This window comes from Streptomyces sp. MUM 2J, from assembly GCF_022414535.1.
GTDB lineage: Bacteria > Actinomycetota > Actinomycetes > Streptomycetales > Streptomycetaceae > Streptomyces.
On the sequence record NZ_JADWYM010000037.1, the window covers coordinates 1 to 17,896 of the forward strand.

Sequence of the window (17,896 nt, forward strand, 5' to 3'; positions counted from 1 at the left end):
CAGTCGGAGGCCGCGGCCGCCCGCGCGGCTGCCGAGGAGGCCGACGCACAGGCGGCGCGGGCCACCCGGGCCGCCTCCGCCGCCCAGAGCCTCGCCGCCACGGCCGCGACCGCGGCGCGGGCGGCACGGGATGCCGCCGACTCCGCCGCGAACCACGCGGACAAGGCAGCCGACGCCGCGGACGAAGCCGCCAAGTACGCAGGCCAAGCCGTCGACTACGCCAACCGCGCCACCCAGTACGCCGCCGACGCGAAGGAGGCGGCCGACGCGGCGGTGAAGGCCGTCGCGGACGCGCAGGCGGTGGAGCAGCAGGCACGCGAGGCGGAGCAGGCCAAGATAGACCAGCACACCGAGCAGGGTATGGACGAGGCCCGCCGCCTCGCCGCCATCGAGCAGCAAGACGTCGAAGCCGCCCGCAACCAGCTCACGCAGAGTCAGGCACAGGACTCGGCCACCCGCGACCTCATCGCCCAGGCGGAGAACGCCCTCACGGCAGGGGACGAGGCGGCCGCGGTCGTCGCCGGCCGCACCGCCTGCGTCAACCTGCTGGCCTCCCACGGAACCTGGACCCGGGAGGCCGCCGAGTACGCCCTCGCCAACGACGACCAGGCCGTTCTGGCCTGGATCGACACCGACCGGATCCTGGCCCAGAACCAGGACGACCGCGAGACCGTCCTCTACCTCGCCCAGATCTCCACCGTCGACGTCGCGGAAGCGGCGCAGCAGGCCCTCCAGTCCACCGACACCGGCGCCCCCACCGCCTTCCTCACCACCGGCATGGTCGAGGCGGCGAAGGACGACAACCTGGTCGCCCTCTTCCGCATCCTCGGGAAGAACCCCGGGGCGGCGGTCCGGAAGGCCGCCGAGGACGCCCTCGCCGCCGGCTCCGCCAAAGCCGTCCACGACTTCTTCGCCACCGCCTACGGGAAGGCGCAGCAGGAGGACGACAAGGTCGCCGTCCTCTCCGTCCTCTCCTCCGCCGGGCCCTACACGAAGATGGCGGCGGAAGTGGCGGCGGAGGGCCCGGACTGGATGCGCCGGGACTTCCTGACCACCATCCACCCCCGCATGGTGCAACTCGACGCCGACGCCGCCGCCCACATCGGCGCCATCCGCGCCTCCCTCGCCCACGCCGCCAAGGTCGCGCAGGACGCGCAGACGGACGCCGCGGAGGCGTCCAGGGCGGCGGCGGAGGCGAGGGATGCGGCGGACGAGGCGACCTGGTGGGCCGACGCCGCCGAGAAGTCCGCCACCCAGGCCGCCGAGTACGCCGAGGAGGCCGACGCGAACGCGGACGCGGCGGAGCAGTCCGCGAAGGACGCGGACGCATCGGCCGCGACGGCGAAGTCCGCAGCCCTGGCCGCGCGCAGCGCCGCCCGCCGCGCCAACTACTCCGCCAACCGGGCCACCGCGTCGGCGAGTGCGGCGGTGCAGTCCGCCAACGACGCGCAGGCGTCCGCCACCGCCGCCCGCGCATCCGCGACTCAGGCCGGCAAGGACGCGAAGGCCGCGGCGCAGGCCGCCTCCGAGGCACGCCAGGTCGCCGCCGCGAAGCGCAAGGCCGAGCAGGAGGCGGCTGCGAAGGCGGCCGCCGAGGCGGCGCGGAAGGCCAAGGAGGGCGGTGTCGACCCCGCCGACACCTCCGACAACGACAAGGTGGACCATCCCGGCACGTTCCTCGGCGGAACCAAGGACGACTGGCGGGACGTGGCCAACGTCCTCTCCGCCGTCTCCAGCATCAGCGGCGGGGTCGCCGCCGCGTCACTCCTCGTCCCCCCGCCGCTGGGTGAGGCGATCTCGGGAATCGCCGGCTCCATCTCCCTTGTCACCGGCGTCGCCAGCGCCGTCATCACCGGATTCACCGACGGCTGGACGTCGAAGGCCTTCCTCACCTCCGCCGCCGGAGTCGCCGTCGGTGTCCTCACCGGCGGTGTCCCCTTCACCAAGTTCGGCGGGGTGTCCGGCATCATCGATTGGGGCGCAGAAGGCCTGCGGTCCGCCCCCATCATCGCCGCACGCCTGGAGCAGGAAGTGATATCACCGGCCATCGGCGTCTTCACCACGAGTTGGGACAAGGCCACGGACACGGTCGGCAGCGCCGTCAGTGACACCTGGCATGCTCTGACCCCCTGGTAATGAGCGGGTGATACGATCCGGGACGGAATACGGATGATTCGACAGCACCCTTCGTGTTCCGTTCCGGAAGGGCCACTGACCATGTTCCTGTCCTTGCCCACCTTTGCCTGGGTCGCGATAGCAGCCGCCATCACCCCGATACACGTCGCCTTGATGCGCTGGACGATGCCGACACCGAAGGGGAAGAAAAGCGTCTCCTTCATCCCGCCCGTCCTCGGCGTCACCATGGTCATGTACGCAGTGGCGAAAAACTACTCCTTCTCCGTCACGCTGTATCTGTACAGCTCCATTCTGCTCATGTTCGTCATCATGATCGTCCCGGTGAAGAAATGGGTCGCCGCCGACATTCTGAAACAAGAGCAGAACCCGGACATCAAAGTGAAGGTTCACGCGCCGTCTCTGGTGTGGATCACCTTTTCGATGATCATCACCATGGGAGTCGTGGTCGCCGTCTGGCTGTCCAACACCTGACCCGACCGGTGGTTCGGCGGACGCGTCGGGGCACCCACCACCGCCACGGGGACGCGTCGGCCGACTCGGGAGCGGGCGTGACGGCGGCTCCCAGGACCCGGTCGTGGTCCTCGGAGCCGCCTTCGTCGTACGGGGGGTGCCAAGGTCCACGCAACCGAGTCGGCCGGCGGAGGATCCGGCGGAGACGGTGCGGGCGCCCGGGCGGCATCCCCTTCCCGACCGGGGGCGAGGTGCGGCGGGACCGAGGAGACCGGCCGCCGACGACCCTGCCCGCGTCGGCGCGCACCTCGCCGGAACACCCCGCTCCCGCGCCCGCCCTTCGCACGCCTTCGCCCCGCCGAGTCGGCACGGCGGGGCGAAGGGACCGGCGGCGTCTGCGGGCAGGAGTGCCCTCGGTGTGTCGTGGCCGCCGGAGCGGCTCGCGCCGACGGTCAGTCGGTGGTGTAGACGTGCATGCCGGGCACGGTCAGCGTCCCGCCGAACTGGGCGGCCTGGACGACCTTCACGTGGGTGAAGTAGATCAGCGGGATGTTCAGCGGCGGCGGGTTGTCCGGGCTGAACGTGATGGGTATCAGGCCGAAGAGGTTGCCGGAGATGCTCTGGGTGTACATCACCGTGGAGCCCTGCCGGATGGTGGACGTCGAGCCCCCGGAAGCCTGCACGTGGTAGGTCTTGCCGGACTGCTTGTCCTTGACCGTCTGGTGCAGGTCGCCGATGTCGGTGCCGTCGTTGATGACGTACTTCAGGACCTTCTTCGTCGTCCCGCCCGCCGTCCGCACCTCGACGATGCCCTGGTAGTCGGCGCCCTTCAGCAGGAGCGAGCTGGCGTCGAGGTACCACGGGTCGTCGGCGACGAGGATCTCGTTGTCCACGCCGCTGAGGGCGTCGGTCGCCGCCTCGCAGTCGGCCGGGACCGGGGTGGAACTCGCCGACGGGCTCGGGGACGCGGCGACCGCGGGCGCCTCGGTGGCGCTCGGGGCCGGCTCCGCCGCCTTCGGGGCGGTGCCCCGGGCGGCGTCCCGCGCCGCGTCGGTCGCTGTGCCGCCGGCGGTCTTCCCGGTCGCACCGGTGCTGCCGCCTCCGTCCCCGGTACCGGAGGTGGCGGTGTCCGTGGCGCCTCCCGACCCGGTCGTGGCGGAGGCGGTCGGCGTCGGAGTCGCGGTGGGCTCCGGGCTCGACGGCTCGGTGCCGCTGCCACTGCCACTGCCACTGCCACTGCCACCGGTGAAGATCCCGGCTATCGCGTCACCGAGAGCCTCCAGCAGGCCCTTGTCGGTCTCGGACGGCGACGGGGCGGGCGTCGGCGCGACGGTGGCGGTCTCCGCCGTCTTCGCGGTGTCCGTGCCCGCCGTATTCGCGGTGTCCGTGCCCGTCCCGGTGGAGCCGGTGCCGGATCCCTCGGAGGCAGGAGACGCCGAGGACGTCGCGGTCGGCGTGGGCTGGGCGGCCTTGTCGTCGGAACCTGAATCCGGCGAAGAGGACCCGCCCGAACCGGAGTCCGGCGACGGTGTCTGCTCCTGTGCGGAGTCCTGCGTGCCCTGGCCCGCCTCCGCACCGGAAGTGCCCGCCGAGGCGGAGGGCTCCGGAGTGGTGGACGCGTCCTGTCCGCTGCCGTCCACGGCCGCCACACAGTCCTGGTACTCGTCGGCCAGCTTCGAGGACTGCGCCGAGGAGGGGTTGTTGTCGGCCACGGCCAGCGAGGCGGTGAAGCCCAGCCCCATCAGGACGGCGGTCGGCATCGCGACCGAGGCGATGGCCCGCCCGGCCGGCATGTGGAACCTGGTGAACAGCGGCTTCTTGGGTGCCGCATGGCGCGGCCCGGTTCTCACACGGAACGCTTCCGCGTCCGCCTCGTGAGTCACCTCGTCAGCCGGCACTGTGCCTCCCGTTCGCCCCGTTGCCCGGGCTCGTTCCTGACAGATCGTTCGGTGCGTTCCCCTCGTCCGCCGGCTGCGGGACCGCGGCGTCCGGAGCGGCAGACTCCGTGGCCGCGTCACCCCCGTTCGCGGTGGCCTCCTGCGCGGGGACCTCGCCCGCCGGGACCTCGCCCGCGGGGACCTCGCCCGCGGGGGCGGCGGTCTCCTGCGGTGCCGGGGCGGCCTCCGCCGTCGCGGCGGCGGTCGCTGCGGACTCCTCCGCGGGCGGCGCACCCGGTACCCAGGCGACGGCCATCGCGCCGCCGACGAGGGCGAACAGGAAGCCGACCACGAAACCGCCGAAGTTGGACACGGGGATGGACACCAGCGCCAGCAGGATCGCCGCGACGCCCGCGAAGACGCGGATGTGCATCTGGACCCAGAGGCTGATGCCGAGGACGACCAGCAGCACGCCGATGATGAGTGAGCCCGCGCCGGCGGTGGTGGACATCGCCAGCGTCAGGTGACCGAACTGCAGGTGCGCGTAAGGGAAGTACATGATCGGCACGCCACCGAACATGACGAACAGTCCGGCCCAGAACGGCCGCGTGCCCCGCCAGGCGCGGAACTGCAGCCTCCAGCGATTGGGCTGGCTGAGTGCGGCAGGAGTCTCGGCGCTCATGGAAAACAGCTCCCTGGTGCGGCGTTGCTGTGGTGAGGGGTGGTTCTGCGGTGGTGGTGTGGGGGGATGCAGGCACGCGGAGAGAACGCGGGCGGGGGGCGCCTGAGCCTCCCCCCGCCCGTCACCGAGTGCCTAGTAGCACTCGTGGGTGCCCGCCTGGAGCTTCATCCTCAGACCCGGCAGCTTGAAGGTTCCGGCGGTGGTCGCCCACGCCGTCTGCTCCACGCCGTTCAGGTCCGCCGAGGTCGCCTGCTGGGCGAAGCCGTACGGGTTGGCCTGCTTCTGGCTCACCTCGCCCGCCTTCATCTTGGGACCCTTGTTCAGGTCCTGGCCGGCCACACCGATGTCGATGCCGTGGAACGTGGCATCGGCGGCGAGGTCCTCGACGTCGATGTACAGGTTCTCGGCGTGGACCTGCTTGGTCTCGTCGTCGCTGTTGCCCGCCGTCAGCTGCAGGCTCACCGAGCCCAGCAGCGGGATGTTGGGCGTGACGACCGACTGGCACATGTTCTTGATACGGGCGGTGTTGAACGCCGACACCGCGACGGGGTGGAGCGCCTTCTCACCGGTGAGGGTGTACCCCTGGTCGATGGCCCCGTACTGGGAGAAGCCCTCGCCGTGCAGCGTGTCGGCGCTCACCTTGAACGACTGGCCCGACACGCTGAACGACGCGGCCAGCGCGCCCTGAGCCAGGGCGACGCCTATCGCTGCCGTCGCGGCGACGCTGGGCACCATGACCACAGCGAACCGCTTCCATCTGGTCCCGCCACGCACCTGGGACTCCATATTTCCTCCTTCTCGGACGTACATCTCCTGCCTTCGGCTCGCCCCTCGACGGCGGCTCGGCCGGGCAGGGATGGGAGAAGTGCTACGTCCTCGGGAAGGAGAGCGCCCGTAGTCGAAGGCGCACAACGCACCCGAATCACCGGCGATCACCCCCGAGCGACAACCACTGGTCGCGCCTGACACGCATCACGCACAACCTTGCGGACAGGCTTCGCCTGGGTCGGCGAAGACCCCCCTGCCCTAGAGCCGGCACCACTGTCGCAGGCTCTGCTCGGTGGGGACCCAGGAACTCCCGTGGCCCGACCGGCTGTCGGGTGGTGGGAACGGACCGAGCGTGGCCGATCGTGGTGCATTCCGGCCGCCCGCACAAGGGGGTTCGTTACTCGCTAGTAACGGCTGGATCACCGGCGGACGGCCGGCCGATCCCGGGTGGCGACGCACGGTGCCACTTCAGCGGAGGACAAAACTATTGATCGCTGGACATAACCAGACAGAAAAACGACTGCGGCTTACTCGCAGTAACAGCGGTCGCGATTACCAAGATTTGGCAAAGCGCGACCGCGTTGAAGGCATCTCGCCGATTTCCTCCACTCGGGCACCACGTGCCCGAGTGGTCAACGGCCGGTCGAAAACAGGTCTCTCGCCCCGCTCAGAACAGGTCTTCCGCCCCGCTCAGAACAGCGCTCGCGCCAGTGCCCGCCGAGCCGCCGTCACGCGCGGGTCCTCGGATCCCACGACCTCGAACAGCTCCAGGAGCCGCAGGCGCACGGCGTCCCGGTCGTCGCCCGCCGTGCGCTGCACGGCCTCGATCAGCCGCCCGAAGGCGTCCTCGACGTGCCCGCCGACCAGGTCCAGGTCGGCGGCGGTGATCTGCGCCTGCACGTCGGCCGGCTTCTCGGCGGCCTCCTGGCGCACCTGCTGCGGGTCGACACCCTGGACCCGCTGGAGCAACTCGGCCTGGGCGAGACCGAGTCGGGCCTCGGGGTGGGTCGGGTCCTCTGCGAGCACGTTCTTGTAGGCCTGGACGGCACCGCCCAGGTCACCGGCGTCCAGGGCCTCGGCGGCGGCGTTCAGCACCGCCTCGTGCGGGCCGGCCGGGGCGGCCTGCGGGGTGGGAGCGCCCGGCTCGGCGTCCGGGTCGACGGTCAGACCCGTCAGCCCGAAGCGCTGCTCGCCCACCTGGATCAGCTGGTCGAGGGTCTGCCGGATCTCCGCCTCGCCCGCGACCCCCTGGAAGAGCGGCAGCGCCTGGCCGGCGACCACCGCGAAGACGGCCGGGATGCCCTGGATCCCGAACTGCTGCATCAGCATCTGGTTGGCGTCGACGTCGACCTTGGCAAGCAGGAACCGCCCGTTGTACTCGACGGCGAGCCGCTCCAGGACGGGGCTCAGCTGCTTGCAGGGCTGGCACCATTCGGCCCAGAAGTCGATGACGACGGGCACTTCGGTGGAGCGCTGGAGAACCTCGCGCTCGAAGCCGGCCTCGTCGACGTCGATGACGAGATCGGCGGGCGACACCGCGCCGACCCCGCCCTGCCGGGCCGCTTCGGCGCGCGCCTGCTCCGCCTTGGCCTTGGCTTCCTGGGCCGCCTTCACCGCGGCGAGGTCGACGGCGCCGCTCATGGACATGTTCCGTGGCTGCATGTGTCTATCCTCCCCCGTCCGCGCGTGTGCGAGAAAACGATGCGGGCGAGCCGTCCCCGACCCGCGTGCGCCGTCGGCGCCGGGTCCCCACCCGCGCCCCTGTGGTCGCCGCTCGTACGGGGTCCACCGCACGCTTTCGCTACGACTCGTAGCGTAATACACCGCGGGGGTGCGCGACACCTTGCCGCGGTGATCTCCCTCACCCACGGACACCCGCGAAGCGCCGGTTATGGTCATGGCATGCAGAGCCGCACGTCCGCCGCACGGCGTACCGGGCGTCCCCGCAGCGCCACCGCGGACGCCGCCATCCTGGCCGCGACGCGGGCGGCGCTGGTGGAGCTGGGCTGGTCCAAACTCACCCTGGGAGACGTGGCGGCGCGCGCCGGGGTGGCGAAGACCACCCTCTACCGGCGCTGGTCGGGCAAGAACGAACTCGTGGTCGACGCGGTCGCGGAGCTCTTCGACGAACTCCAACTACCCGACCGCGGCAGCCTGGCAGCCGACATCGAAGGCGTCGTCCTGCAGTTCGCGGGGATCCTGGCCCGCCCGGAGGCCAAGAGTGGCCTGATGGCCGTGGTGGCCGAGTCCACCCGGGACGACGCCCTGCGCACGCGCATCCGCGAGTCGATCGTCGACCGCCAGAAGCGACTGGTCCTGGCCGGCCGCGCCCGCGCCCAGCGGCGTGGGGAACTGCCGCCCGAGTCCGACCCGGTGGAGGCGGCGCGCACCGCCGACCTGATCTTCGACGTGGTCGCCGGCGCAGTGGTCCACCGCGCCCTGGTGAGCGACGCCGTCGTCGACGTGCCGTGGGCCCGCGACCTCACCCTGCTCCTCCTGAACGGTCTTGCCGCCTCCGCGACACACTGACATCCGCTCCTCACGGACGTACGGCACCGCGGCGCACGCACACCGCCGGCTCGTTGCGGACACCCGGGTGAGGTCGCGTGCCGGACGACTGCGCGGAGAGGCGCACGGACCCGCCTTGACCGTGAAACGCCCAGCAGGTCATGTCCGATCTGCGCACGTCACTGAAGAAGTGCCCGAAGGGATCCAGGACCCTCGGCCTCACCTACGAGGACGTGAAGCGCCTCAAGGACCCCTCGCTCGGCGACGAGGCTGTCGGCTGTCGGATCACGACCGTCGTCGGCAAGGCGCCGCCCCTGACGGCAGAAGGGAGCTGCCGTCAGGTCACGGGCCGCGAAACTCGACGTCGAAGCTCGCGGAGCACTCCTCCGCAAGCCCCGGCATCGCCGCCCTCCCCTGAGGGGCGGGCGGCACATACCTCACGACCCCGCCCTGCGGCGGGGACCGTGAGGTGCACCGGGCGGGGCGGCCGAGGTCAGAAGCCCGCCGGCTCCGTGTACACGCCCCACTCGTCGCGCAGCACTCCGCAGATCTCGCCGAGCGTGGCCTCCGCGCGGACGGCGTCGACCATGGGCTCGATCATGTTGCCGCCCTCCCGGGCGGCAACCAGCATCGCGTCCAGGGCGGCCCGCACCCGGGCGTCGTCCCGCCGCGCCTTGCGCTCGGCGAGCACCCGCACCTGCTCCCGCTCCACCTCGTGGCTGACCCGGAGGATCTCCAGGTCCCCGGTGACCGAACCGGTGTGGACGTTGACGCCGACGACCCTCTTGTCGCCCTTCTCCAGGGACTGCTGGTAGCGGAAGGCGGATTCGGCGATCTCGCCGGTGAACCAGCCGTCCTCGATGCCGCGCAGGATCCCGGAGGTGATCGGCCCGATGGGGTGCTGCCCGTCGGGATGGGCCCGCAGCCCCCTCTCCTTGATCCGGTCGAAGATCTTCTCGGCGTCGGCCTCGATGCGGTCCGTCAGCTGCTCGATGTACCAGGAACCGCCGAGCGGGTCGGCGACGTTGCCGACACCGGTCTCCTCCATCAGTACCTGCTGGGTGCGCAGGGCGATCTCGGCGGCCTGCTCGCTGGGCAGCGCCAGGGTCTCGTCGAGGGCGTTGGTGTGCAGGGAGTTGGTGCCGCCGAGCACCGCGGCGAGCGCCTCGACGGCCGTGCGCACCACGTTGTTGTACGGCTGCTGGGCGGTCAGCGAGACGCCGGCGGTCTGGGTGTGGAAACGCAGCCACTGCGCCTTGTCGCTCTTCGCACCGTAGACGTCCCGCATCCAGCGCGCCCAGATCCTGCGGGCCGCGCGGAACTTGGCGATCTCCTCGAAGAAGTCCACGTGCGCGTCGAAGAAGAAGGACAGGCCGGGCGCGAAGACGTCCACGTCCAGGCCGCGGCTGAGGCCCAGCTCCACGTACCCGAAACCGTCGGCCAGGGTGTACGCCAGTTCCTGCGCGGCCGTCGCACCGGCCTCGCGGATGTGGTAGCCGGAGACGGACAGCGGCTTGTAGGCGGGGATGCCGGCGCTGGTGTACTCCATCAGGTCGCCGATGAGCCGCAGGTGCGGCTCCGGCTGGAAGAGCCACTCCTTCTGCGCGATGTACTCCTTGAAGATGTCGGTCTGGAGGGTCCCGTTGAGCACCCCCGGATCGACGCCCTGCCGCTCGGCGGCGACGAGGTACATGCAGAAGACGGGCACGGCGGGCCCGCTGATGGTCATGGAGGTGGTGACGTCCCCGAGCGGGATGTCCCGGAACAGCACCTCCATGTCGGCGGCGGAGTCGATGGCGACGCCGCAGTGCCCGACCTCGCCGAGCGAGCGGGGGTCGTCGGAGTCACGGCCCATGAGCGTCGGCATGTCGAAGGCGACGGAGAGGCCGCCACCGCCGTTGCCGAGGATCATCTTGTAGCGCTCGTTGGTCTGCTCGGCGTTGCCGAACCCGGCGAACTGGCGGATGGTCCACGTACGCCCCCGGTAGCCGGTCGGATACAGACCGCGGGTGAAGGGGTACTCCCCGGGCCAGCCGATCCGGTCGAAGCCCTCGTACGTGTCCCCGGGCCGGGGCCCGTACACCGGCTCCACGGGGTCGCCGGAGAGCGTGGTGAAGTCAGCGTCGCGCTTGCGTGCGGCGTCGTACCGGGCCTGCCAGCGGCGGCGGCCCTCCTCGATGGCGTCAGCGTCCATACCGACAAATTTACTTGGACGTCCTAGTAAATGTCGACGGTTAACGGCGGTTAATCGGGAGACCTGCTCCGAACGGGCGAGGGGACCGCCGTGCGCACTTCACGCACGGCGGTGCGGCGGCTACGCCTCGGCGCCCACAGGGCCACCCTGCGTGACCGTCGCCTCCAGCTCGTGGCTGACCCGGCGCTCCACGAAGAAGGCGGCGGTCGGGATCGTCCCGGCCAGCAGCACCCACAGCTGCTTCTTCACCGGCCACTTCGCCTTGGATCCGAGATCGAAGGCGAAGATCAGGTAGACGACGTAGAGCCAGCCGTGCGCGATGCCGACGACGCTCGTGAACCCGTCGGCGCCGTCCACGTCCAGGAGGTACTTGGCGATGACGCCCAGCGTGAGCAGGACGAGTAGCACACCGGTCACGTAGGCCATGACGCGGTAGCGCGTCAGCACGCTCTTCTTCATGCGTACGAGCGTAACCGGGCGTTCCGGGAGATCTTGCCGGGGGTCGGTCCGGGACCGACCCCCGGGGAGCGGCCCGCCGCCGGGGAAGGAACGGGATCCCGGTCCGGGCAGGCCCCGGGACGGCGGTTCCGGGGTCAGTCCTCGTCGAAGTCGTTCGCCGCGACCCGGAGGGGGCGCAGCAGGGCGAAGATCTCCGAACACTCCTCGGCGTCGTAGGCGCCCAGGCCGAAGTCCATCGCCATCAGGTCCCGGGTGGCGGCCTCGACCACCTCGCGCCCCTGGTCGGTGATGGAGGCGAGGGTGCCGCGGCCGTCATTGGGGTTGGGGCGCTTGCCCACCAGGCCCGACCTCACCAGGCGGTCGACGGTGTTCGTCACGGAGGTGGGGTGCACCATGAGACGCTCGCCGATCTTGGACATCGGCAGCTCCCCCTCCTTGGAGAAGGTGAGCAGCACCAGGGCCTCGTAGCGCGCGAACGTCAGCCCGTAGGGCTTCACCACCGCGTCGACCTCGGCGAGCAGGATCTGGTGCGCCCGCATGATCGAGGTGATCGCGGCCATGGACGGCACATTTCCCCAGCGCTGCTTCCAGAGCTCGTCTGCGCGGGCGATGGGGTCGAAGGGGAGACTGAGCGGCTTCGGCACGCCCTCGACCTTACCGGCCGGTCACATGCTGGTCAGCCCCGTCTCGCCTTTCGGTCGCCGGGGTCCAGGATCCGCCGGGTACCTGCTCGCCCGGGCCGGTACCCGGTGGGGCAGGACCTCCGGGACCACCGGGCGCACCCCGGGCCACCGGCTCCCTTCGCGGTGCACCGGGCCGCGCAAGGATGTCACCGGCGGCCGGCCCTGCGCAGATGGTGCCGCACCGCCCGCTGGGCGACGGGCCCCAGCTCCTCCAACGCCGCGACGAGTGCCCCCAGCTGCTCCAGGGCGTCGAGGGCCGCGCCCGCGCCGGCGACGTCCACCTGCTCGTACAGCTCGATCCCGACGAACGACGCGGACACCGCGCGGGCCAGCCCCGCCGGATCGGCGAACTCCGCGAACGGCGTGCCCTCCAGCACGCGCCGCAGCACCTTCTCGATCTCGGCGATCCACAGATCGAGCCCCGCCGCGGTGGCCGGGCCCAGCGCCGCGTGCGTCGGCGCGCCGGCCAGCAGCTGGCCGAGGAGGGAGACGTGCCCGCCTGCGCGTTCCCGCTCGTGGATCTCCCGTCCGAGGGAGAGGAGTTCGGACAGCGAGGAGACCGCCGCGAGCCGCGGCCGGTACGCCGCCACCGCCTTCTCCGCTCCGTACCGGCAGGCAGCGGCGAGGAGTTCGTCCACCGAGCCGAAGTGATAGAAGACAAGTGCCTGATTGACCCCGGCGGCCGCCGCCACCGTGCGCGCCGACGTCTTCGCGATCCCCTGCTCGGTGAGCGTGCGCAGCGCGCCCTCCAGCAACTTGGCCTTGGTCTCCCGGGACTTCGCCGTCTCGGGCCTCACGCGCGCGACTCCTCCCGCACGGGGCGCAGCCCCGCGCGCACGCCGCGGCGCCGTACGTCGGCGTAGGACGCGGTGAAGGAGCCCTCGTATCCGAACAGCGGCCCGAAACGGCGGTTGACGACCCGCACCCGGACCCGGAAGCGGCCGGTGATGTCGTCGTACGACTCCCGCACCTCGGCCGTCGCGCCGATCAGCTCGGGCACCCGCACGTCCACCCTGCCCTCCCGGAAGCGGTGTTCGCCCGAGCGGATCAGCAGCGAGCCGTCGGGGTCGGCCCGGAGGTACAGGTCGCTGGCGAGGTGCTGATGGGTGCCGAGATAGTCGACGATGCGGTCGCCCCGGGGGCCGAGCACCATCTGGGCGTCGAACCGGCGGGCACGGCCGGGCAGTTGGAAGGTACGCACGAAGGTCACCGTCTCACGCCCGAAGGAGTCGGCGTACGGCACGTTCTCGATGGTGAAGGGAACGTGACGCCCGGTCCGCGGGACGAGGATGTTGCGGGTGGCGCCCAGGGCGAGGAACGGCTTCACGAAGGCGGGCCCGTGCCAGATCCGGTCCATCACGCCCCGGCCCGTGCACGCCTCGCCGCTTGCCAGGCCGACGGAGAAGCGGCGCTGCAACTGCGGGTGGAGGCGGTCGAAGCCGTCTCCCAGCACGGTCCGGAAGATCGAGTTCATCGCGGCGCCTCCAAGGTGCGCAGCAGCCGCGGCGCCTGCACGCGGGTCGGCGGACGGCGCAGGCAGCGGCGTGCGGCCGGGGTGCAGGGCAGGGGGGAGGCGAGGAGCGCGGCGCACAGGGCGGCCGCCAGCAGCAGCGGGCACAGGTAGGCCGTGGACGCCGCGAACGGGCCGAGCAGGTGCAGCGCGGAGCCCATGGCCAGACCGGCGCAGCAGCCGGCGACGACGAGGGCGCGCACCAGCAGTTCCAGAAGCCAGTTCAGCCGGGCCCGCTCGGGGGTGATCCCGCGCTCCAGCCACAGCCGCAGCCGGTCGAACGACCAGGCGGTGGCCCAGCCCATCAGGGGGCGGAACAGCCACCGGTCGGTGTGGGCGCCGAAGCGGCCCCAGCGGGGGCGGTAGTCGTAGCCGCTGAGGAAGCGGATGCCGTCGCCGTCGGGGACGTAGCGCCAGTAGCCGCTGCCCTCGGCGAGCAGCGAGAGCGGGTGTGCGCAGGCGAACCGCAGGGCGGAGGTGCGGGTGCCGTCCGGGCGCTCCTTCTCACCGGCCGACACCCCGGTGCCGGTGATGGTCAGCAGGGGCAGCACGCGGGTGGCGTAGCGGAAGCGCTGCGGTTCGCCCGCCGCGCGCGGAAGGTGGTCGATCTCGGTGAAGCGCAGGTCCCAGCGTTGGTGCCGGTCCGGTTCCTGCGTGTGCGACCACAGGTCGTCGAGGTCGGCACGGATCCGTGCCTCGATGTAGAGCCCCATGTGTTCCCCCGGGTGAGCCCAGTGTTTGAGCGAACGCTCAAATCATCGGCACGACGGTACAGGGATTTGAGCGATCGCTCAAACAAGGGCGACGGAAGAACCCCGGCCCGTGTGGGACCGGGGTTCTCGGGAGTCGGTCGGCTGCCGGATCCGCCGGGGGACCCGGCGCGCGGATCCGGCGGAGGGCGGCGGCGCTGCCCGGAACAGGGGCGGTGTGGCGCCTATCCGTCGAGGTGGCGCTCGACCGTCTCCACCTTGGACGTCAGGCCGTCCGTCACTCCGGGGCGGATGTCGGCCTTGAGGACGAGCGACACCCGCGGGGCTCGCTCCTCCACGGCGGCGACGGCCCGCCGGACGACGTCCATGACCTCGCCCCACTCCCCCTCGATCGAGGTGAACATGGCGTCCGTGCGGTTCGGCAGACCCGACTCGCGCACGACGCGCACCGCGTCGGCGACGTACTCGCCCACGTCCTCGCCGACCCCCAGCGGCGTGACGGAGAATGCGACGATCATGCGCTGACGGCCCCTTCCTCCCGGCGGGCGCGGGAGGCGATCACCGCGTCCTCGGCCTCACGCCTGAGCCTGCGCTCGGCGAAGAACCCGCCGGTGGGCAGGACCGAGAGGACGAAGTAGAGGGCGGCGGTCCGCAGACCCCACCGGGCGCGGTTCCAGGCGTCGGCCCAGAAGATCACGTAGAGGACGAACAGGACGCCGTGGACCGCCCCCATGACCGGCACCGCGTTGAAGTCGGTGGTCCGCTTCAGCACCGAGCAGACGAGCAGGATGAGGAAGGAGACCGCCTCGGGGGCCGAGACCAGGCGGAGGCGGCGGAGGGCGGAGGCTGTCTTGATGTCCACGGATCACCTTCGGTGGGAGGTTCGTCGTCAGCGGTCCGCCGGTTTGTGAACGGACGCACAAGCGTGCGTCCATTGTGACAAACGGTGCGCCCCGGGGTGTGCTCAGGGTCCGCTCGGGGTGCATTCAGGGTCCGCTCGGGGTCGGCCTCCGCCTCCCGGCCCTGTCCCCCGCCGCCGACCGGCGGCTACCTTCACACCGTGGCGATGTTCCGACTACAGGGCAGCAAGGTGCTCGCCGTCGACATGACCGGGGATGCCGTCAAGGCGAAGAACGGCTCGATGGTCGCGTACGACGGGCAGATGGCCTTCAAGAAACTGACGGGTGGCGGTGAGGGCCTGAGGGGGATGGTGACCCGGCGGCTCACCGGCGAGCAGATGACGCTGATGGAGGTGAGAGGGCAGGGGACCTGCTGGTTCGCGGACCGTGCGTCGGAGATCAACCTCGTGAACCTGCGCGGCGAGAGGCTGCACGTGGAGTCGAGCAACCTGCTGGCGACCGACAGCGGGCTGAGGACGGGTACGACCTTCACCGGGCTCCGCGGCGCCTCCCAGGGCAACGGCCTCTTCACGACGACCGTCGAGGGGCACGGCCAGGCGGCGATCATGTCGGACGGGCCGGCGGTGGTGCTGAAGGTGAGCGGGCAGTACCCGCTGACCGTCGACCCGGGCGCCTACGTCGCCCACCAGGGAGACCTGCGGCAGTCCTTCCAGTCCGGCGTGACCTTCCGCACACTCCTGGGGGAGGGCGGCGGCGAGGCGTTCCAGATCCGGTTCGAGGGGGAGGGCCTGGTGTACGTCCAACCGAGCGAGCGGAACACGATCGCGGGGGACCTCTGACATGGCCTTCCGTGAGATCAACTCGAAGATGGTGGAGGCGGCGGTCGTCCCCGGGCAGCGCCTGTTCAGTCAGCGCGGCGCGATGCTCGCGTACCGGGGCGAGGTGTCCTTCACCCCCAGCATCCAGGGCGGTCAGGGCGGGGTCATGTCGATGATCGGGCGCCGGGTCGCCGGGGAGGCGGCGCCGCTGATGACCGTGGAGGGCAGCGGCACCGTGCTCTTCGGGCACGGCGGCCATCACGTGCAGGTCATCCACCTCGCGGGCGACACGCTGTACGTGGAGGCCGACCGCCTGCTCGCCTTCGAGGGCACGCTCCGGCAGGGCACGATGTTCCTGGGCGCGCAGGGCGGCGTCATGGGCATGGTCCGGGGGCAGGTCACCGGCCAGGGGCTGTTCACCACCACCCTCGACGGTCACGGCGCGGTCGCCGTGATGGCGCACGGCGGCGTCCTGGAGATCCCGATCACCCCTCAGCGGCCGGTCCACGTCGACCCGCAGGCCTACGTCGCCCACCACGGCGACGTGCGCAACAAGCTCTCCACCGCCCTCGGCTGGCGGGACCTGGTGGGCCGCGGCTCCGGCGAGGCCTTCCAGCTGGAGCTCAGCGGCAGCGGCACGGTGTACGTCCAGGCGTCGGAGGAGAAGCTGTGAGCACCCCCTACGGACCCTCCGGCAGCGGCCCCCGGGTCCTCGACCCCGCGAGCCTGCCGGCCGACGACAGCGTGAACGCGTACACCTTCTGCGTGGAGCTCAGGGGGAACCAGTGGTTCCTGCAGAAGGGGAAGATGATCGCCTACTACGGCGCGATCGAGTTCAACGGCGTCGGCCACGGCCGGCTGGACCGCCTCGTCCGCACGTCCTTCCATTCGCCTCTGCACGCGAGCGACTGGGTGGTGGCCGAGGGCTCGGGCAAGATGCTGCTGGCCGACCGGGCCTTCGACGTGAACTCCTACGACTTGGACGAGGGCAACCTGACCATTCGCTCGGGCAATCTCCTCGCTTTTCAGCCAAGTCTCGCGCTCAAGCAGTCGATCGTCCCGGGTTTTCTCACACTGATCGGAACCGGAAAGTTCGTGGCCGCGTCCAACGGGCCGGTGGTGTTCATGGAGCCACCGATCCGGGTGGATCCGCAGGCGCTCGTCGGCTGGGCCGACTGCCCCTCGCCCTGCCATCACTACGACCACGGCTACCTGACGGGCGTGATGGGCGGTCTACGTGCGATGACGGGCCTCGGCGGAGCCTCCGGCGAGGAGCACCAGTTCGAGTTCGTCGGCGCCGGGACGGTACTGCTGCAGTCGACCGAGACCCTGATGGCCGAGCAGGCCACGGGTGCGGTCCCGCGGCAGGCCGGGGTACCCGGCGCAGAAGGGGCGCACAGTACACAAGGACCGCAGCCGGGGGTACCGCGCCTTCCCGGACAGCTGGGAGACCTCCAGCGTCGCTTCGGGCTGTGAGCGGTAGTCTGCGGAGTGTGACGTCGAACGCATGCGCACTGTCACAGCCCCCCGATTAGTTCGCTTTTCAACTTCTTAGGTAGACTTCATTGATGGAGACCGAGACGGCCACGCGCTGGCTGACCGATGCGGAGCAGTGTGCCTGGCGCACCCACCTGGAGGTCAACAGACTGTTGACGTACCAGCTCGAAAAGGACCTGCAGCCGTTCGGCCTGACAATGAACGACTACGAGATCCTGGTGAACCTGTCCGAGTCGGAGGATCTGCGGATGCGAATGAGCGATCTCGCCTCCGCCACCCTCCAGTCCAAGAGCCGGCTCTCGCACCAGATCACCCGTATGGAGAACGCCGACCTGGTGCGCCGCGAGAACTGCGAGTCCGACCGCCGCGGGCTCTACGCGGTGCTCACCGAGCACGGCATGGAGACCATGCAGAAGGTCGCACCGCACCACGTGGCCTCCGTGCGCCGGCACTTCATCGATCTCCTCTCCCCGGACTCCCTGGCAGAGCTCGACAAGGCCCTGAAGCCCATCGCGGACCACCTGCGGGCCCAGCGCGGCCGGCCCTGACCGGGCGGGACCGCGCCCCCGGCCGGCGCCGTGTCCGGGAGGGGCGCCATGACCGGCGCCCCTCCCGGACACGGCACGGGCCGCGGCCACGATCCCGGTCGCGGCTCCCGTCCGCCGGGGCACCAGGCGTACCCGGCTCCGGGGCGCCGCACGCCCGGCCCGGCGACGGCACCCCGAAGACGCGGGTGAACAAGCC

At 71.1% G+C, this 17,896-nt stretch carries 19 protein-coding genes; 7 read left to right on the forward strand and 12 right to left on the reverse strand.

The features are described from left to right. Together I3F54_RS24655 and I3F54_RS24660 are read left to right on the forward strand one after the other, a co-directional pair. Positions 1–2,136, forward strand: a 2,136-nt coding sequence (locus I3F54_RS24655; protein ID WP_275676758.1) for an ALF repeat-containing protein, incomplete at its 5' end; no start/stop codon positions are given. Between the two features lie 81 nt (positions 2,137–2,217). Beyond that, positions 2,218–2,607, forward strand: coding sequence for a hypothetical protein (locus I3F54_RS24660; protein ID WP_240121100.1), 390 nt, complete (start codon positions 2,218–2,220; stop codon positions 2,605–2,607). Between the two features lie 431 nt (positions 2,608–3,038). Here I3F54_RS24660 and I3F54_RS24665 read toward each other — a convergent pair whose 3' ends face one another. The 4 genes from I3F54_RS24665 to I3F54_RS24680 form a co-directional block, all read right to left on the reverse strand. After that, positions 3,039–4,484 carry a hypothetical protein gene (locus tag I3F54_RS24665; RefSeq protein WP_240121101.1) on the reverse strand — a complete coding sequence of 482 codons (1,446 nt, stop codon included), beginning with the start codon at positions 4,482–4,484 and terminating at the stop codon, positions 3,039–3,041. Next, positions 4,474–5,145, reverse strand: a complete 672-nt coding sequence (locus I3F54_RS24670; RefSeq protein ID WP_240121102.1) for a DUF6114 domain-containing protein — start codon at positions 5,143–5,145, stop codon at positions 4,474–4,476. The genes I3F54_RS24665 and I3F54_RS24670 overlap by 11 nt, the downstream gene beginning before the upstream one ends. A gap of 132 nt (positions 5,146–5,277) precedes the next feature. Next, positions 5,278–5,931, reverse strand: coding sequence for a DUF6230 family protein (locus tag I3F54_RS24675; RefSeq protein ID WP_240121103.1), 654 nt, complete (start codon positions 5,929–5,931; stop codon positions 5,278–5,280). Between the two features lie 672 nt (positions 5,932–6,603). Then, positions 6,604–7,575, reverse strand: a complete 972-nt coding sequence (locus tag I3F54_RS24680; protein ID WP_240121104.1) for a tetratricopeptide repeat protein — start codon at positions 7,573–7,575, stop codon at positions 6,604–6,606. A gap of 240 nt (positions 7,576–7,815) precedes the next feature. On the opposite strand from I3F54_RS24680, the gene I3F54_RS24685 reads away from it, so the two are divergent. After that, positions 7,816–8,442 (forward strand): TetR/AcrR family transcriptional regulator, encoded by a 627-nt coding sequence (locus tag I3F54_RS24685; protein ID WP_240121105.1) that lies wholly within the window; start codon positions 7,816–7,818, stop codon positions 8,440–8,442. A 472-nt stretch (positions 8,443–8,914) separates the two neighbouring features. Here I3F54_RS24685 and I3F54_RS24690 read toward each other — a convergent pair whose 3' ends face one another. The 8 genes from I3F54_RS24690 to I3F54_RS24725 form a co-directional block, all read right to left on the reverse strand. Further along, complete coding sequence (locus I3F54_RS24690) at positions 8,915–10,615, reverse strand: methylmalonyl-CoA mutase (RefSeq protein WP_240121106.1); 1,701 nt, start codon at positions 10,613–10,615, stop codon at positions 8,915–8,917. A 120-nt stretch (positions 10,616–10,735) separates the two neighbouring features. After that, positions 10,736–11,074, reverse strand: a complete 339-nt coding sequence (locus tag I3F54_RS24695; RefSeq protein WP_240121107.1) for a DUF3817 domain-containing protein — start codon at positions 11,072–11,074, stop codon at positions 10,736–10,738. 134 nt (positions 11,075–11,208) lie between these two features. Then, entirely contained in the window at positions 11,209–11,718 is a 510-nt protein-coding gene (locus I3F54_RS24700) for a MarR family winged helix-turn-helix transcriptional regulator (protein WP_240121108.1), read from the reverse strand. Positions 11,719–11,903: 185 nt separating this feature from the next. Beyond that, a complete protein-coding gene (locus tag I3F54_RS24705) occupies positions 11,904–12,554 on the reverse strand; it encodes a TetR/AcrR family transcriptional regulator (protein WP_240121109.1) in 651 nt (216 codons plus the stop codon). Next, complete coding sequence (locus I3F54_RS24710) at positions 12,551–13,231, reverse strand: DUF4166 domain-containing protein (RefSeq protein WP_240121110.1); 681 nt, start codon at positions 13,229–13,231, stop codon at positions 12,551–12,553. The genes I3F54_RS24705 and I3F54_RS24710 overlap by 4 nt, the downstream gene beginning before the upstream one ends. After that, the gene (locus I3F54_RS24715) at positions 13,228–13,980 is read right to left on the reverse strand and encodes a hypothetical protein (protein WP_240121111.1); all 753 of its coding nucleotides are present in this window, start codon (positions 13,978–13,980) and stop codon (positions 13,228–13,230) included. The genes I3F54_RS24710 and I3F54_RS24715 overlap by 4 nt, the downstream gene beginning before the upstream one ends. Positions 13,981–14,201: 221 nt before the next feature. Continuing rightward, entirely contained in the window at positions 14,202–14,495 is a 294-nt protein-coding gene (locus tag I3F54_RS24720) for an MTH1187 family thiamine-binding protein (protein WP_240121112.1), read from the reverse strand. After that, positions 14,492–14,839, reverse strand: coding sequence for a DUF3817 domain-containing protein (locus I3F54_RS24725; RefSeq protein WP_240121113.1), 348 nt, complete (start codon positions 14,837–14,839; stop codon positions 14,492–14,494). Before I3F54_RS24725 ends, I3F54_RS24720 begins: the two co-directional genes overlap by 4 nt. 204 nt (positions 14,840–15,043) lie before the next feature. On the opposite strand from I3F54_RS24725, the gene I3F54_RS24730 reads away from it, so the two are divergent. The 4 genes from I3F54_RS24730 (at position 15,044) to I3F54_RS24745 (ending at position 17,700) form a co-directional block, all read left to right on the forward strand. Continuing rightward, the gene (locus tag I3F54_RS24730) at positions 15,044–15,676 is read left to right on the forward strand and encodes an AIM24 family protein (RefSeq protein WP_240121158.1); all 633 of its coding nucleotides are present in this window, start codon (positions 15,044–15,046) and stop codon (positions 15,674–15,676) included. Position 15,677: 1 nt separating this feature from the next. Then, positions 15,678–16,328 carry an AIM24 family protein gene (locus tag I3F54_RS24735; RefSeq protein ID WP_240121114.1) on the forward strand — a complete coding sequence of 217 codons (651 nt, stop codon included), beginning with the start codon at positions 15,678–15,680 and terminating at the stop codon, positions 16,326–16,328. Then, positions 16,325–17,131, forward strand: a complete 807-nt coding sequence (locus I3F54_RS24740; RefSeq protein ID WP_240121115.1) for an AIM24 family protein — start codon at positions 16,325–16,327, stop codon at positions 17,129–17,131. Before I3F54_RS24735 ends, I3F54_RS24740 begins: the two co-directional genes overlap by 4 nt. 92 nt (positions 17,132–17,223) lie before the next feature. Further along, a complete protein-coding gene (locus I3F54_RS24745) occupies positions 17,224–17,700 on the forward strand; it encodes a MarR family winged helix-turn-helix transcriptional regulator (RefSeq protein ID WP_205385910.1) in 477 nt (158 codons plus the stop codon). The last annotated feature ends 196 nt before the right edge of the window (positions 17,701–17,896 follow it).